The organism is Pleomorphomonas oryzae DSM 16300 (genome assembly GCF_000422965.1).
Taxonomy (GTDB): domain Bacteria; phylum Pseudomonadota; class Alphaproteobacteria; order Rhizobiales; family Pleomorphomonadaceae; genus Pleomorphomonas; species Pleomorphomonas oryzae.
Genome location: NZ_AUHB01000003.1, coordinates 131,783 through 146,911, shown reverse-complemented (window position 1 = coordinate 146,911; position 15,129 = coordinate 131,783). Strand labels below are relative to the sequence as shown.

General features: G+C 61.0%; 11 protein-coding genes and 1 tRNA gene. 7 read left to right on the top strand and 5 right to left on the bottom strand.

What is annotated here, in order from left to right:
• Positions 1 to 6 precede the first annotated feature (6 nt).
• Positions 7 to 1,218, bottom strand: coding sequence for an MFS transporter (locus tag G522_RS0105875; RefSeq protein WP_156886844.1), 1,212 nt, complete (start codon positions 1,216 to 1,218; stop codon positions 7 to 9).
• Between the two features lie 316 nt (positions 1,219 to 1,534).
• Here G522_RS0105875 and G522_RS0105870 point away from each other — a divergent pair.
• Positions 1,535 to 1,610: transfer RNA gene (locus tag G522_RS0105870), tRNA-Lys, on the top strand.
• Between the two features lie 165 nt (positions 1,611 to 1,775).
• On the opposite strand, the gene G522_RS0105865 is transcribed toward G522_RS0105870, so the two are convergent.
• Both G522_RS0105865 and G522_RS0105855 read right to left on the bottom strand, forming a co-directional pair.
• Positions 1,776 to 2,564, bottom strand: coding sequence for a hypothetical protein (locus G522_RS0105865; RefSeq protein ID WP_026790244.1), 789 nt, complete (start codon positions 2,562 to 2,564; stop codon positions 1,776 to 1,778).
• Between the two features lie 296 nt (positions 2,565 to 2,860).
• Positions 2,861 to 3,358: a hypothetical protein gene (locus tag G522_RS0105855; RefSeq protein WP_156886843.1), complete on the bottom strand. Its 498-nt coding sequence runs from the start codon at positions 3,356 to 3,358 to the stop codon at positions 2,861 to 2,863.
• 572 nt (positions 3,359 to 3,930) lie between these two features.
• Between G522_RS0105855 and G522_RS0105850 the strand changes: the two genes are divergently transcribed.
• The 5 genes from G522_RS0105850 (at position 3,931) to G522_RS0105830 (ending at position 8,565) form a co-directional block, all read left to right on the top strand.
• Entirely contained in the window at positions 3,931 to 5,235 is a 1,305-nt protein-coding gene (locus G522_RS0105850) for an MFS transporter (protein WP_026790242.1), read from the top strand.
• A 304-nt stretch (positions 5,236 to 5,539) separates the two neighbouring features.
• Positions 5,540 to 6,691 (top strand): lactaldehyde reductase, encoded by a 1,152-nt coding sequence (fucO, locus tag G522_RS0105845; protein ID WP_026790241.1) that lies wholly within the window; start codon positions 5,540 to 5,542, stop codon positions 6,689 to 6,691.
• A gap of 150 nt (positions 6,692 to 6,841) precedes the next feature.
• On the top strand, positions 6,842 to 7,087 hold the full coding sequence (locus G522_RS0105840) for a DUF2249 domain-containing protein (protein ID WP_026790240.1): 246 nt from the start codon (positions 6,842 to 6,844) through the stop codon (positions 7,085 to 7,087).
• A 4-nt stretch (positions 7,088 to 7,091) separates the two neighbouring features.
• Positions 7,092 to 7,442 (top strand): metal-sulfur cluster assembly factor, encoded by a 351-nt coding sequence (locus G522_RS0105835; RefSeq protein ID WP_026790239.1) that lies wholly within the window; start codon positions 7,092 to 7,094, stop codon positions 7,440 to 7,442.
• Positions 7,443 to 7,494: 52 nt separating this feature from the next.
• Positions 7,495 to 8,565 (top strand): hypothetical protein, encoded by a 1,071-nt coding sequence (locus tag G522_RS0105830; RefSeq protein WP_026790238.1) that lies wholly within the window; start codon positions 7,495 to 7,497, stop codon positions 8,563 to 8,565.
• A 12-nt stretch (positions 8,566 to 8,577) separates the two neighbouring features.
• Here the strand turns inward: G522_RS0105830 and G522_RS0105825 are convergent, their stop codons facing one another.
• Positions 8,578 to 9,786, bottom strand: coding sequence for a GGDEF domain-containing protein (locus G522_RS0105825; RefSeq protein ID WP_026790237.1), 1,209 nt, complete (start codon positions 9,784 to 9,786; stop codon positions 8,578 to 8,580).
• 126 nt (positions 9,787 to 9,912) lie between these two features.
• Entirely contained in the window at positions 9,913 to 13,548 is a 3,636-nt protein-coding gene (gene mfd / locus G522_RS25760) for a transcription-repair coupling factor (protein ID WP_084632879.1), read from the bottom strand.
• 345 nt (positions 13,549 to 13,893) lie between these two features.
• On the opposite strand from mfd, the gene G522_RS28850 reads away from it, so the two are divergent.
• Positions 13,894 to 15,129, top strand: coding sequence for a GGDEF domain-containing protein (locus tag G522_RS28850; protein ID WP_026790236.1), 1,236 nt, complete (start codon positions 13,894 to 13,896; stop codon positions 15,127 to 15,129).

The following is a 15,129-nucleotide window of genomic DNA, read 5'->3' as shown; positions in this document are numbered from 1 at the left end:
CTAGGGTTATGGGGTGGATGCGTTCGTACCACCAACGGCGTCGGGCTCGCCAATCATCTTTTGTTGGCCGGCAAGATCACCCTTGGGCGGATCGGCCTCGCGCGCGAACACCCCTGACATTGCCACAAAAGGCACCATCATGAGGAAGGCGGCGGTCAGGCCGAAGTGCTGGGCGACGAAGCCGACGCCAGGCGGCGCCAACAGGAAGATGGCCGTGATGATCATCGACATGGCCGCGACGTTGCGCGCCGCGTCGCCCGGCTTGTCACCGGCCGCCGCCACGCCGATCGGCATGACCAGCGAGACGCCAACACCCATCAACGCCAATGACAGGCCGGAGATGGCAATGTGGGGCGAGAAGATGAAGCCGATCAGCCCGACGGCCGTCGTGGTGGCGCAGACGCGGACAATGTTCGACGCGCGGTAGCGCGCCCGGAACCAGTCGCCGGCTACCCGGCCGACGAACATGGTGAGCGGGAACGTGCCATAAGCGGCCGACGTCCAGAAGGGATTCGGCTGAAGCTGCTCGCGCAGGAACAGCGTCCCCCAGTCGTAGACGGCGCCCTCCGCCAGCGTCACACCGGTCGCCATGATGCAGAGGCCGATCAGACCGACGCTCGGCAGGGTGAACAGCGGCGGCTTGGCGGCATCCACCGGGCGATGGACCCGTTCATACATGGGAAGCGGCAGCAGCCGCGCGATGCCGGCACAGGCGACGACACCGAGCAGCGCCATTGCGGCGAGGTGCCAGACAAGCGGCACACCGAACTGGCCGAACAGGCCGGCAGACAGCGCCCCGCAGACAAAACCGAGGCTCCAGTAGCCATGACATTGGGCCATATATTTGCGGCCAGTGGTCGCTTCGAGACGCTGAACCCCGGCATTGCCGCCGATCTCAAACAGCGTGTTGCCGGCGCCGGCGAAGAACAAAATGGCAGCCAGCAGCATCCAGTGGCCGGCAAGACCGATGCCGAGCAGCATGAACGCGGCGAGCGCCAGCCCCCAGATGCCGACGCGGGCGGCGGCGAAGCGATCCATCAACGGCCCGGCGAGCGGCGCGGTGACCAACGCCCCCACCGGCCCCAGAAACAGGGCGAGCCCCATCGTCGCCTTGTCGACGCCGAGATGGGCCAGCAGATCCGGCATGCGTGTCAGCCAGTTGGCCGTGAGAAACGACGAGCCGAAATAAAGGGTGCCGATGCGGAGGGCGGTAAACACGGTTGTCACCGATCGAAGGGGGAACTGCGGCGGATCCTCCTTTAGGAATCCGCCACGACAGGAGTCATCGATAAAACGATTCAAACCCTGGGCGCAATGACCAACGACTGGGCCGGACCGGCTTCGCCGCCGATGACGATGGCTGCGTGCCCCGTTGGACACACAGAAACATGGCTGGGGTTGGCAGAGCTTTTGAAAATCGCCCTGCCCTCGGTTGCCATGTCGGTTCGGGTCGAGTATGTGAAAGCCCGTTCGCGCCGGCCCGTTGGCGGGCTATACTCGGCGAAAGCGGCAACAGCCGCTGCGATCAAGGTGGGAGCGCGTAGCTCAGTCGGTAGAGCACGTGACTTTTAATCATGGGGTCGAGGGTTCGAATCCCTCCGCGCTCACCAGTCTTTTCAATTGGTTAGCAAGAAACCAACGAGAACGAGAGCAGAACGTGCGACCGTTTGCGAGGCTTTGCGACTGGTCGCACGTGCGACCTCTTGTTCCTTTTATGTGCTGAACGAGAAAACCGAGCTGGAACACAGCGCGCCGAAGGCTCGTGCCCTCCCGGTTTATTGAGGCAACCTATCGATCTGGGTTCGAAGATCCTCAAGCGTGTCACCACCAACCATCTGTCCTCTAATCGACTCGTACTCATCCTCTATTTCCCGACGCGGCGCGAGCTCATGCAACCTCTTCCCATCTCTTGCATAATTGAACAGCTTGTTCACGCGTATCTTGATATCTATCAACGTTACAAGGATTTGCTTCATTATTTCTATATAATATTGGCCCTGCTTATCCTTATCGTCCTTATAGAATATATTAATTCTCGCCCTTACAATCTGAACTCTAGATAGAATATCAGATATTCTTTCCGCAATCTCAACAGGAAGATGCTTGACACAATTCTGATATTTATCGGTCAAGTCGGAACACAACTTTGTGTTATATTCATTGAGAACAGAGAATGAATTCTTAAACTTTATGTCGTCATCGATTTTTTTGTAAACGACATCCAACTCTTCTAGAGTATCAGATAAAACCATAGCCAAAGTAGCCTTCGCAGCCGCCGCTTCCTCCCGTTTCCGTTCTCGGTGGGGAAGCAAGGCAGCTTGATAAGCCCAAATGCCGGCACCAATCGTCGATACGGCGCCAACTAGCCCTTGCCAATCATACAAAAACTTGTAAAGGTCCTTATTGACCGCAAGGGACAGGAATACTAGATAAACGAGAAACACAACGGTAAGTCCATAAACAATAGCTCCGGCTATTTGAATCTGATACTTCTCAATGTTCTTTTTCGGCACAAATAACACCAACAATAGTAATATTATAACAATAAGTTCTACGATAGCCATGCTCACCCCCTGAATAAATCCGAATTTTACAAGTCAGTCGCCTGCGCATCCATCCATGCGATGAGCTTTTCAATTGCGTGGTTCGCCATTTCAGAATGAGCGTAGAGGTAGTGCTTCAACGTTTGAGTAGCGGACTGAAGCGTGTGGCCGGTGATCTGGCAGATTTCTGGAAGGGTGCACCCTGCCCTAGCCAGCCAGGTCACGGCCGTATCGCGAAGATACTAGTCGCGGGGTCAGAGAACTCTTGAACGTCATCGGCAATGACTTCCTCGCGCGACTCGCATTTTTATAGTGGGTCATTGCCCCACAAGGCAGCGCTTTAGGGCATCGGATGCTTTGGTCGATCCTCTAGCTGAAAGCAGAAATGGCCGATCGGAAATGCCGTCCTTTATGGCAACTTGCTTTTTGGCTGCTGTGAACAGATCCACGAACTGCAATGCCGTCTCTTTGTTCAGTGTTACCTGCGATACTGCGAGGTTATCGCCGACCGAGCCAGTTTCCCCGTCACCGGCGGTCATAATGTTCCCATCAACCGCGATCTGAATTTCTGGCGTTACCAGCGCCAGTGAAGATTCATAGGCGAATCCGGGAATCGCCCGGATCAGCATTCCTGGCTCTTTGGTGTCGCAGATGATGATGATGCCGGATCGCATTGATGACATGTAACCGACAGTCACCCGCATTCCGTTCGAAAATGGATCGTTCTCAATTTCGGCCGACCAGCGTTCGAAATCAGCACTTGCCGTGCCAGCGGACAGCAAGAGCCCGGCTATACCCAAACCAAGTTTTCTCATGATTACCCCCCAATACCCCAATCCAAAGGTACATCTCACCCGCTTGCAGTCAACGATTGACAGCCGCGCGGGGCTACACCTTTGGTTAGAGATGAAGGGGTTAGTGCGGCTACGTTGCCGCCCAATACGCCGAGATAGCTCCCAAGCCGGACCAAGCGCTAATAAGCTCTCGCTTTGCTTCTCCGGCCAACAAAAAAGGAGGGGCTTTCCCCTCCTTAGAGCTCGTAGGTGTGGCGAACGGTAATCCGCCGGCGTTCCTTGCGGAGGAGGAAGCAGCTCGATGCGCATCCCTCATTCCACGAGCGCGGCACGGGATGCCGACACCTGATGAACGGACACTTGACGGCGTCCTGTGACAAATCGCTCATGATCCCTTCTTGCCTCAGTTGTCAATTTATCTTGAGCGGTACCATACCATACGACTTTAGTATTAGTCACCCTTGGGACGATCACGAAGTCGCCATCGTGCCGCAGGGACGAAGGGAAGTTGTCGGTTCGGTAAAGGTTTGGTTTTCCTGTCTGCGACTTTGGTCTATGGAAAGGCAGCCCAACCCTCGATTTGAGGTGCCATCATGCCGATTGCCATCGATAACGCCCTGGACCAAGCCGGCACCGGTCCATTTCAGCGACGGCTACTCGGCATCTTCGGCCTCGTCTGGGCGGCAGACGCCATGCAGGTTCTGGCGGTCGGCTTCACCGCTCCGTCGATCGCCGCCAGCTTTGGCCTGACGGTACCGGAGGCACTGCAAACCGGCACGTTGTTCTTCTTCGGCATGATGATCGGTGCGGCATTGTTCGGCCGGATTGCCGATCGGATCGGTCGTCGCCGGGTGCTGCTGGTCACCGTGGCCTGCGACGGCATTTTCGGCTTGGCATCGGTGTTTGCACCGAACTTCCCGCTGCTGCTGATCGCCCGCTTCCTCACCGGCGCCGCCGTTGGCGGCACGCTGCCGGTCGATTACGCGATGATGGCCGAGTTCCTGCCGTCAGACCGGCGTGGCCGCTGGCTGGTCATGCTGGAGGCCTTTTGGGCGGTCGGCACGGTCATCGTGGCACTAGCCGCCTGGGCAGCGGCGTCAACCGGCCTGTCAGAGGCCTGGCGAGCGATCTTCCTGGTCACGGCCGTTCCGGCGCTGATCGGCTTCTGGCTGCGCCTGATGGTGCCGGAGTCGCCGCTCTATCTCCTCCGCAAGGGACGTGGCGAGGAGGCGCGCGCCGTCATCGATCGCATCCTGACCGTCAACGGCAAGGCGCCCCTGTCGGAACCACTCGCGGCGGGCGAAGCGCCGCAAGCTGTGCGTCTGCTGTCGCCGTCGTTGAGAAAGCGGACGCTGCTCATGCTGGCGGTGTGGTTCCTGGTGTCGCTCAGCTATTATGGCATATTCACCTGGATGCCGGCCCGCCTCGCCGGCGAAGGGTTCGGCTTCGTGCGCGGCTACGGTTTTCTGGTCATCGTCGCGCTGGCCCAGCTTCCCGGCTACGCGCTGGCGGCCTGGGGCGTCGAGCGGATCGGCCGCAGATCGACCCTCATCGGCTTTCTGCTGCTATCGGCAGCCGGCTGCGTGCTGTTCGTCGTTGCCGGCGATGCAACGTTGGTTGCCACGGCCATTCTGCTGATGAGCTTTGCGCTGCTCGGCACCTGGGGCGCGCTCTACGCCTATACACCGGAACTCTATCCGACGGCGGCACGGGCAAGCGGCATGGGTGCCGCCGGCGCCATGGCGCGGCTTGGCGGCCTCCTGGCACCGTCACTGTTGTCGCTTCTCATTGCCCGGAGCTTCGGGGCGGCGGTGGCACTGTTCGCCGTGCTGCTCATTCTCGCTGCCGTGGCGGCGTCGCAGATCGACGCCGAAACCCGACAGCAGGCGCTCGACTGACAAATCTGCTTCGGCCAGATACCGATATCATTGCTGGGCTGGTCTAGGTCCCTCCTAGACCCGGTGAGTTTTGCTGAGTTTTGCCGTCAGCTTCTCGGCAAACTTATCAAAATAGATCATTTTCAATCAAAAACTAGGGGTTCATGCGAGGTTGTGAGCGGCTTTGCCAGTCAATAGCTTTCAATTCGGTTCAGCTCTCGGACGGCTTTTCGTGTCGAGGATGATCTCGCGACGGCGGTACCCCGATGCCCTCCCCGCCGCGGCCATCGGCAGGCCGGGAAAGCCGGCCTCAGGAGGAACGAGCATGTCCCATCGCATGATTCTCAACGAAACGTCCTATTTCGGCGCCGGCGCCCGGGCCGAGATGGTCGGCGAGGTGCAGCGCCGTGGCTACAGGAAGGCGCTGGTGGTCACAGACGCTGTGCTGGTCAAGGCCGGCACGGTCGCCAAGGTAACGAGCCTGCTCGACGCCGCAGGCCTTCCTTACGAACTGTTCGACAAGGTAATGCCCAACCCGACCATCGGCGTCGTCAAGGAAGGCGTCGCCGCCTTTGCCAAGGCCAAGGCCGACTATCTCATCGCCATCGGCGGCGGTTCGCCACAGGATACCGCCAAGGCGATCGGCATCATCACCAACAATCCGGAATTCTCCGACGTGCGCAGCCTCGAAGGCTTCGCCCCCACCAAGAAGCCGTCAGTGCCGATCATCGCGCTGGCGACGACCGCCGGCACCGCCGCCGAGGTGACGATCAACTACGTCATTACCGACGAGGAAAAGCGCCGCAAGTTCGTCTGCATCGATCCGCACGACATTCCCCTGGTCGCCATCATCGACAGTGAGCTGATGGCCACCATGCCAAAGCCACTCAAGGCCGCCACCGGCATGGACGCGCTGACGCATGCCATCGAGGGCTACATCACCAAGGGCGCCTGGGAGCTTTCCGACGCGCTGCACATCAAGGCGATAGAGATCATCGGCCGCGCGCTGCGCGCTTCCTGCGCCGGCGATGCCAAGGGCGTCGAGGACATGGCGCTCGGCCAGTATGTGGCCGGCATGGGCTTTTCCAACGTCGGCCTCGGCCTTGTGCATGGCATGGCCCATCCGCTCGGCGCCTTCTACAACACGCCGCACGGCGTCGCCAACGCGGTGCTGCTGCCGACGCTGATGGCCTACAACGCCGATTTCACCGGTGAGAAGTATCGGGCGATCGCCGCAGCTCTTGGCGTCAAGGGTACCGAGACGATGCCGATCGCCGAGGCGCGCAAGGCGGCCGTTGCGGCGGTGCAGAAGCTGTCCACCGACGTCGGCATTCCCGCCAAGCTCTCGGAAGTGGGCGTGAAGGCCGAGGACATTCCGGCACTGGCCAAGGCGGCTTTCGCCGACGTTTGCACCGGCGGCAACCCGCGCGACACCAACATTTCCGAAATCGAGGCGCTCTATAAGTCGATTCTCTGAGAAGCTCGACTCGAGCCAACATTGCAATGATGAACGGCGGCGCTCTTCAGAGCGCCGTCGGCATTTCTGAGGGCAAAGTTTGCGGCACGACAACGAGCCTCTGCGGTGGGAAGACTAATCTCTAATCATCAAACAACGGAGACTTCGCAGATGCCCCTTGATACGATCGAACCGGTGAGTGTTCTCGATGTGCGCCGTCTGCCGTGCGAGCTGCGCCGCGCCACCATCATCGAAAGCTTCGACGCCCTTGAGCCCGGTCAGGCGCTGGACATCATCAACAGCTTCGACCCGGTGCCGCTGCGCCAGCATTTCGAGGAGCGGACCCTGGTCGGATTCGGCTGGGACTATCTCGAACAGGGGCCGGAGATTTGGCACATCCGACTGACCAGGAGATGAGCCGATGAGAGAGAAGACCCTTGCCGCTCTCGCCACCGTTGACGATCCCGAACTCGGCATCGACATCGTCTCGCTGGGCCTCGTCCGCCGCCTCGATATTGGCGACGGCACCATCGACGTCGAGCTGATGATGACCACCCCAACCTGCCCGCTCGGCAGCTTGATTGGAGAAAACGCCCGCGCCGCCGTGGAACGCGCGGCCGGAGCGGGATGGACGGTCAGCGTTGCTATCGACAAGGTCACCGTCTGGTCGCCTGAGCTCGCCGATCCCGCAGTTCGCTCCCGTTTCGAGCGTCAGCCATCGCGCTTCGAGGCAGCCGTCTCGAAATTTGCCGCCGGCCTTTTCGGGCGCTGAGGGCAGAAGCCCGGTTCCCGCCGTCGTTTCAGATATTCCATGGAGCCCTGCCATGAAGCTCACATCGTTTCTCCGCATCGCCCTTGCGGTATCGGCTGCGGCGTCGCTGGTGGCGGGTCTCACGGGCGGTCTCGCCCGCTTGGGCGTGGTTGCTCCAATCGGCGATGTCGCCGACATGCACGGGGCGATCATGGCCTCCGGCTTCTTCGGCACGCTGATCTCGCTCGAAAGGGCCGTCGCGGATGGCCGTCTTGTGGCACTCCTGGTGCCTGCGATGTCGGCAGCCGGCGCCGTTCTTCTGCTTTGCGGCTATGCCGAGGCCACCGCGCCGCTCTTCCTGATCGCGGGTCTCGGCCTCACGACGCTGACGGCTCTCGCCACATGGAAGCTGCCGACCCTGTTCACCGGATTGATGACCGCCGCCGCCGCGCTGTGGCCGCTCGGAACGATCTTCTGGATGTCCGGCAAGACACTGGCAGAAGTGGGCTATGTCTGGCTTGGCTTCCTTATCCTGACGGTCGTCGCCGAGCGGATCGAACTGTCGCGCCTCTTGAGGCCGACGCTGGCCGCCCGCGGTTTGCTGGTCGTTCTCGTTGCGCTGTTCGCGCTGGCGTTGGGGCTGGGCCAACCTTGGAATGGTTCGTTCCTGCTATCTCTCTCGCTCGCCGGCATCGCGCTCTGGCTGCTCAAGGAAGATATCGCGCTGCGGACCGTCCGCACCCATGGCTTTGCTCGTTTCTCAGCCCTTCTGCTGATCTGCGGCTACGGCTGGTTGATCGTCGCCGCTGCGAGCCTGTCCCTATTGCCGCCGGGCGAGGCCGTTTATGGCCATGACGCGGCGATCCACGCGATCGCCGTTGGTTTCATCCTGTCGATGGTATTTGCCCACGCACCGATCATTCTGCCGGCCGTCACGGGAGCGCCGGTCCGCTACGTGCCGATCCTTTATGTGCCGGCCGCCCTGTTGCAGGTAGCGATTGGGTTGCGCGTCACTTTCGACGCCATGGAGGCGACCGAGAGGCTGTATTGTCCCGCATGGCTAACCATCGCGGCGATCGTGACTTACGTTGCGTTGCTGCTGGGCACGATGGCAATCCGGCCAAGAACCGCCGCATCGGTCTGAGATGCAAATCGGTCAGCCAGTCCTGAGCCAATTGTCCATCAGCCGGCCATGCAGCGTCGAAGCGGCACGGTAGGCACGGCACCGGTTGCGTCCGATGCGCTTGGCCTCGGCAAGCGCCGCACCGGCGGCGGCCATCAAAGCCTCGATGTTGGCGCCGACGTCCGCCACAGAGGCCACGCCAACGCTGGTGGTAAGCGGAACGTGCTCGCCTGCCTCAGTGACAAGCTTCAGCTCTTCAGTCCGGCGGCAAAGATACTCGGCAATCGACAGGCCGACGTCGAGCCGGATCGACGGCATGAACAGTGCGAACTCTTCATCGCCCACACGCGCCACGATATCAGGCGGACGCACTTCACGGTGCAGCACTTGAGCGAAGGCACGCAAGGCTCGGTCCCCTTCCTCGCGGCCGAAACGGTCGTTGACGAAGTGGAAATGATCGAGGTCGAACACCATCAGCACGCCACGCTCGCCAGCACCCTGCAATAGCGCTTCGGCGGCGCGAAAGAAGGCCGACCGATTGGGAAGGCCGGTCAACGCATCGATATCCGCTGCCTTCCGGTGCAAGCGTGCCTCACGCTGGGCTAGCAGGGTCAACATGGCAACGACCAGGAACAGCGTGAACAATAATGCTTCGAGTACACCTGCGATAAACGGCGGCGACTGATCGAAGGTCGCCTCGAAACCGAAATCGGGAAGAAGCATCAGCAACGGCACCCGGAGCGCATAGAGCGTACCGTGAGCGGCAAATAGCACAGCGGTGGGCAAACGGGCGGGCAATGGCTCGATCCGCCGGCGGAGGATAAGCTTCCAGGCGATCGCCAGCGAATAAAGGGCCATGACCGATGCCGCCAGAGCGGCATGTAGGGTTGGTTCATCGTGCAGCAAGGGAATGGCGAGGAATGGCAGCCAGGCAACGGCTCCCAGCACCGCCTTCCAGACGACCGGTCGGCAGCCCTCGAAAAGCTGGAAGCCGAGCCAGATCAGCCCATAGGCAAAGGCCAGAACCGCGTTGCCAAACAGCACCGACGTCCAATCCGGGACCACCGGACGCAGCATGTAAAAGGCGCAGGCGGCAGCGCCGAGCCACAGGGACGCCGCCCAGACACCCAGGGACGGGTTGCGTCGCTCCGTCAGCCAGATGAAACCGAAGGTCGTGCCGGCCGTCACACCGCCAAGCACGCCCACGAGCAATAACGTCGAAACGCTGATCAATTCGCCCATGACGACCTCCACGCTTCAAGCCGCGGGGTCTATTCACTCAGGAAGAGCTATAACAATACTCGATTGTGTCAGAAAAGTGTAGGATTCATGGCGGACAGCCAAGAATTTCCGACCTTCATAACATGTTTAACGCCGGAACTTTCCTTTGAGCGATGATAAGGAAGGATAACGGCCCTTTGGCACCGGGGCCACGGGTGGCGGCGGTGGCGTTGGCTTGAGCTTCAACTTCTGCGGTTCAACAGGCTTAAGCGCCGTCGAAGCGCCGGACTTCGCATCATCGACCATACGGACGAGTTTGAGCAACACGGCGGCCGTGCCCCTGAGGCGCTGCTCGGCCTCCGGCCAGTCGCGTGTCAGAACGATCTTCTGATCCGGCCGGATCTTGGCGAGCGAGCCTTGCTCGCCGATGTACTGGACCAGTGCCGCCGGATTTTCGAACTTGCCTTCGCGGAAGGACAACACAAGTCCCTTCGGGCCGGCGTCGATCTTCTCGATGTTGGCCTTGCGGCAAAGGCTCTTGATGGTGATGGTCTTGAGGAGGTGTTCAACTTCTTCCGGAAGCGGGCCGAAGCGGTCGATCAACTCGGCGCCGAAGGCATCGATCGAACCACCATCTTCGAGCTCTGCGAGGCGCCGATAAAGGCCGAGGCGAAGCTGCAGGTCGGGCACGTAATGGTCGGGGATCATCACCGGCGTGCCGAGCGTGATCTGCGGCGACCACTGGTCCTCGACGACCTCGTCGACGATGCCGGCCTTGAGCTGGGCGACCGCCTCTTCCAGCATCTGCTGGTAGAGCTCGTAGCCGACCTCCCGGATGTGGCCGGATTGTTCCTCGCCAAGAAGGTTGCCGGCGCCGCGCAGGTCGAGGTCGTGGCTCGCCAGCTGAAAGCCGGCACCCAGCGTATCGAGCGACTGCAAGACCTTGAGCCGGCGCTCAGCCACGGTGTTGACGCGGTTTTCCGGCGGCGTGGTGAAGATGGCATAGGCGCGCGTCTTGGAGCGGCCGACACGGCCCTTGAGCTGATAGAGCTGGGCGAGGCCGAACATGTCGGCGCGATGAATGATCAGAGTGTTGGCCGTGGGTATATCGAGGCCGGATTCGACGATGGTGGTTGAGAGCAGCACATCATATTGGCCTTCATAGAAGGCGTTCATGATGTCCTCGAGCTGCGTTGCGGCCATCTGGCCGTGGGCAACGGCAACCTTCACCTCGGGCACGTGCTTTTCCAGGAACTCCCGCTGGCTGGCGAGGTCGGCGACGCGCGGGCAGACGTAGAATACCTGCCCTCCGCGATATTTCTCCCTGAGGATGGCCTCGCGAACGATCAGCGGATCGAAGGGCGTGACGAAGGTGCGCACGGCGAGGCGATCGACCGGCGGCGTCGCGATCAGCGACAGCTCGCGGACGCCGGTCAGCGCCAGCTGCAGCGTGCGCGGGATAGGCGTGGCGGAAAGCGTCAGCACATGCACGTCGGACTTTAGCTCCTTCAGGCGCTCCTTGTGCTTGACGCCGAAATGCTGCTCCTCGTCGATGATCAGCAGGCCGAGATCCTTGAAGTCGATGCCCTTGGCAAGCAGCGCATGCGTTCCCACCGCGACATCGACGGTACCATCGGCGATGCCTGCCCTGGTCGCAGCGAGGTCTTTCGAGGGCACGAGACGCGACGCCTGCCGTACGTTGATCGGCAAGCCCTTGAACCGGTCGTGAAAGGTACGGAAATGCTGGCGCGACAGCAGCGTCGTCGGCACGACGACCGCCACTTGCTTGCCGCTCATCGCGGCGAGGAAGGCGGCGCGCAGAGCCACTTCCGTCTTGCCGAAACCGACATCGCCGCAGACGAGACGGTCCATCGGACGGCCGGAGGACAGATCGCCGGCCACCGCCTCGATGGCGTTGAGCTGGTCCTCGGTCTCGTCATAGGGAAAGCGGGCGGCAAAATCGTCGTAGAGGCCTTCCGGCGGCGATAGCACCGGAGCCGTCTTGAGCAGGCGCGCAGCCGCCGTCTTGATCAACTCGTCGGCGATCTCGCGGATGCGTTTCTTCAGGCGCGCCTTGCGCGCTTGCCAAGCGCCGCCGCCCAGCTTATCGAGCTGCGCTTCGGCGTCATCGGAGCCATAACGGCTCAGAAGTTCGATATTCTCGACCGGCAGGAACAGCTTGTCGCCGCCGGCGTAGACGATCTCCAAACAGTCGTGCGGTGCACCAGCCGCCTCAATCGTCTTGAGGCCGACGAAGCGACCGATGCCGTGATCGACGTGGACGACCAAGTCGCCCTCGGCAAGGCTGGTGGCCTCCTTGATGAAGTTCTCGGCCTTCTTGCGGCTCTTGGCGCCGCGCACCAGACGGTCGCCCAGCACGTCCTGCTCGGCGATCACCACGAAGCCGGGTACTTCGAAGCCGGTCTCGATGCCGAGAATGGCCAGCGGCAGCATGCCGGGCGAGGCCTTCAAGGCGGCGTCGAGGTGCGGCGTCAGTTCGGTCGCCTGGCCGCCGTGGTCGCGAATGACTTGCGCCAAACGATCGCGCGAGCCTTCCGACCAACAGGCAAGGATCACCTTGCGCTTATCCTCTCCGAGCGTGGCGATGTATTTCACCAGCGCGTCGAAGATGTTGACGTCACCAGCCGCCCGCTCGGCAGCGAAGGAGCGGCCGGTCTTGCCACCAAAGTCGACGATTTTCACCGACGACTGTTCAGGTCTGTTGAAAGGCGTCAGGCGGGCGACAGTCCGGCGAGAAAGAAGGCCCTGCAGTTCACTTTCGGCGAGATAGAGCGTCGTCGGCGGCATCGGTTTGTAGGGCGCGCCGGAACCGCCCGTTTTCAGCGTGTCGAGGCGGGCCTCGTAATGGTCGACAATGGTGGTGAGGCGTTCATTCACCGCCTCGTCGACCAGCGGGTCGACCATGATGGGCGCGTCGCCCGTATAATCGAACAGCGTGCCGAGCTGTTCGTGGAACAGCGGCAGCCAATGCTCGATGCCGGCGTAGCGGCGCCCTTCGCTCACCGCTTCGTACATCGGGTCCCCCGATGTCGCGGCACCAAAGGCAGCTACATAGCCCTGCCGGAAGCGCTTGATGGACGCCGGGGTGATCTGCACCTCGCTCATCGGTACGAGATCCAGGCGTTTGAGCTGCCCAGTCGAGCGCTGGCTTTCTGGATCGAAGGTGCGGATCGACTCGAGCTGATCGCCAAAGAAATCAAGGCGAACCGGCGCTTCGGTTCCCGGCGCATAGAGATCGAGAATGCCACCGCGCACGGCATATTCGCCTGTGTCGCGCACCGTCGACGAGCGGGAGAACCCCGCGTCCTCCAGCCAGGCCGTGAGCTTGCCCATGTCAGCGACGTTGCCGGGCGCCAGCGTCATCGCCTGTCCAGCCACCATGGACGGCGGCACCACGCGCTGCACCATCGCGTTGACTGTGGTCAGCAGAACGAAGGGCCGCGTATCACCGGCATGCGCCGCCAATTCCGACAGCGTCGTCATCCGCCGTGCGACAACGGCCGGCGTCGGCGACACACGATCATAGGGAAGGCAGTCCCAGCCGGGGAATTCCAGTATACCGATTTCCGGGGCGAAGAAGGCGAGCGCCCTCTGGAGCTGTTGCAGCCGCTGGCCGTCGCGGGCAACGTAGACCGCATCAAGCCCGCGCCGCTTTTCCGACCGCACCAATTCGGCAAGCGCCAGCGCCTCGGCGCCATCCGGAACGGCAGCAACAGTGATGGCGGAGAAATCAGACAGCAGGCTGGACCAGGGTGTGGGCATGGTGGCGGCATCTGGAATGAACGGAAGGTGATCTTCTAAAGCATCCGAGCGCAAAAGGGAACCCTAAGCAAAAAGAGAAAATATAGCAATTACAATAATTTAGCAATTCAGCATCAATCTGGCGCAAATGAGATTGGGGCGCAAATCACCCAACTGGGGGGGCGTCGCGAGGACTCCTGGATACCGCATTGGATTGGAGACCGGGGGCACGGTTCGTCCATTCTTCAACGGGCGTGGTATTTTTACATAGCAAATTAGTATTTCTTCGGTAGATATCCCTAGTTACGGCTTCTTCGCCTTCGCAGGCGAATGTGAGTAGCCGGCCCGTGCCGAGAGGTCCACTTCGTGAGCACGTTCCTGGACGTTCCGTCTTTGGTCATCGCAGCGTCAATAGCTGGCGCCTGCGTCTCGGCCAGCCATCTGCTGATCTGGAACGCCATAAGGAACGAAATCAGCGTTCTCATCTGGAGCATCGCTTACGGCCTGATGACGATCTCCATGATCATGTTGGGGCTGCGCGGTTACATCCCCGGCGGGTTATCCATCATTGCCAGCAACGCGATGCTGCTCCTGGCCTCAGGATTGATCTGGCTCGGATATCGTCGCTTCATCGGCAAGAGCGCCACCTGTGACCGCTTCTTCGTCCCACTCGGTGCGACAATCTGGCTGGCCTTTGCCTGCGATGGGCGGCTTTTTGCCGACATCAATTTCAGGACTTACCTCGTCTCGACCATACAGTTCTTCTATCTGCTCGTTCTGATCGTCCAACTCGTCCGGGAATGCCGAAAGGAGCCATTGCCGGCACTTAATCTGACGGTGGTGGTCATCGCCTTTCAGCAGGCAATGCTGGCGACCCGCGTGATCTCCCTGTTCTTTTTTCCATTCGATCCAACGGCCGCCACTCTTCCAAACGGCGTGCTGATCAGTCTTACGCTGATTGGTTCGACGGCCGTCGTCATTGTTTCGGGTTTGCTGCAAATGGCTCTGGTCGCTCAGCGCTCGGAACGACGGTTCCGTATCGCGGCGGAAACCGATGAGCTGACCGGACTGGCCAATCGACGATACTTCCTCAGCGAAATTCTGCCGCGTCTGGCAGACCGGCCCAGCCAGGGAGCCTTGGCGCTATTCGATCTGGATCACTTCAAGCACATCAACGACACGCACGGCCATCTGGCCGGCGACCGAACGCTCAGCGAGTTCGCTCGCATTCTCACCGAGGTCGCTCCCCAAGATGCCATCACGGCGCGGGTGGGTGGCGAAGAGTTTGCCGTTTTCCTTCCCGATGCCACCACCGACACGGCCGCCAGCCTTGCAGAGCGCATTCGGCTGCTCACCCACTCCTGCCGGCTGGACACGATCAAGGGTGAACTGCGCGTCACCGTAAGCGGCGGGGTCGCCAGCGTGGCCGACGTTGGTTCGGATTACGAAACGTTGCATAACGCAGCCGACTTCGCGCTCTACAAGGCCAAGAGCGAAGGGCGAAACCGCGTGATCATTCATCGCCCGGATCCGTTTACGGCGCAGCTCGGCTTTTCCCGGCTCGATGATCATGCCGGCTGGCCGGCCTCCGCGGCGGTCTGA

What these genes read in the sequence shown, in the direction of transcription:
- G522_RS0105865 (WP_026790244.1), bottom strand. Translation starts at nt 2,564, where the DNA reads ATGGCTATCGTAGAACTTATTGTTATAATATTACTATTGTTGGTGTTA.
- G522_RS0105855 (WP_156886843.1), bottom strand. Translation starts at nt 3,358, where the DNA reads ATGAGAAAACTTGGTTTGGGTATAGCCGGGCTCTTGCTGTCCGCTGGC.
- G522_RS0105850 (WP_026790242.1), top strand. Translation starts at nt 3,931, where the DNA reads ATGCCGATTGCCATCGATAACGCCCTGGACCAAGCCGGCACCGGTCCA.
- fucO (WP_026790241.1), top strand. Translation starts at nt 5,540, where the DNA reads ATGTCCCATCGCATGATTCTCAACGAAACGTCCTATTTCGGCGCCGGC.
- G522_RS0105840 (WP_026790240.1), top strand. Translation starts at nt 6,842, where the DNA reads ATGCCCCTTGATACGATCGAACCGGTGAGTGTTCTCGATGTGCGCCGT.
- G522_RS0105835 (WP_026790239.1), top strand. Translation starts at nt 7,092, where the DNA reads ATGAGAGAGAAGACCCTTGCCGCTCTCGCCACCGTTGACGATCCCGAA.
- G522_RS0105830 (WP_026790238.1), top strand. Translation starts at nt 7,495, where the DNA reads ATGAAGCTCACATCGTTTCTCCGCATCGCCCTTGCGGTATCGGCTGCG.
- G522_RS0105825 (WP_026790237.1), bottom strand. Translation starts at nt 9,786, where the DNA reads ATGGGCGAATTGATCAGCGTTTCGACGTTATTGCTCGTGGGCGTGCTT.
- mfd (WP_084632879.1), bottom strand. Translation starts at nt 13,548, where the DNA reads ATGCCCACACCCTGGTCCAGCCTGCTGTCTGATTTCTCCGCCATCACT.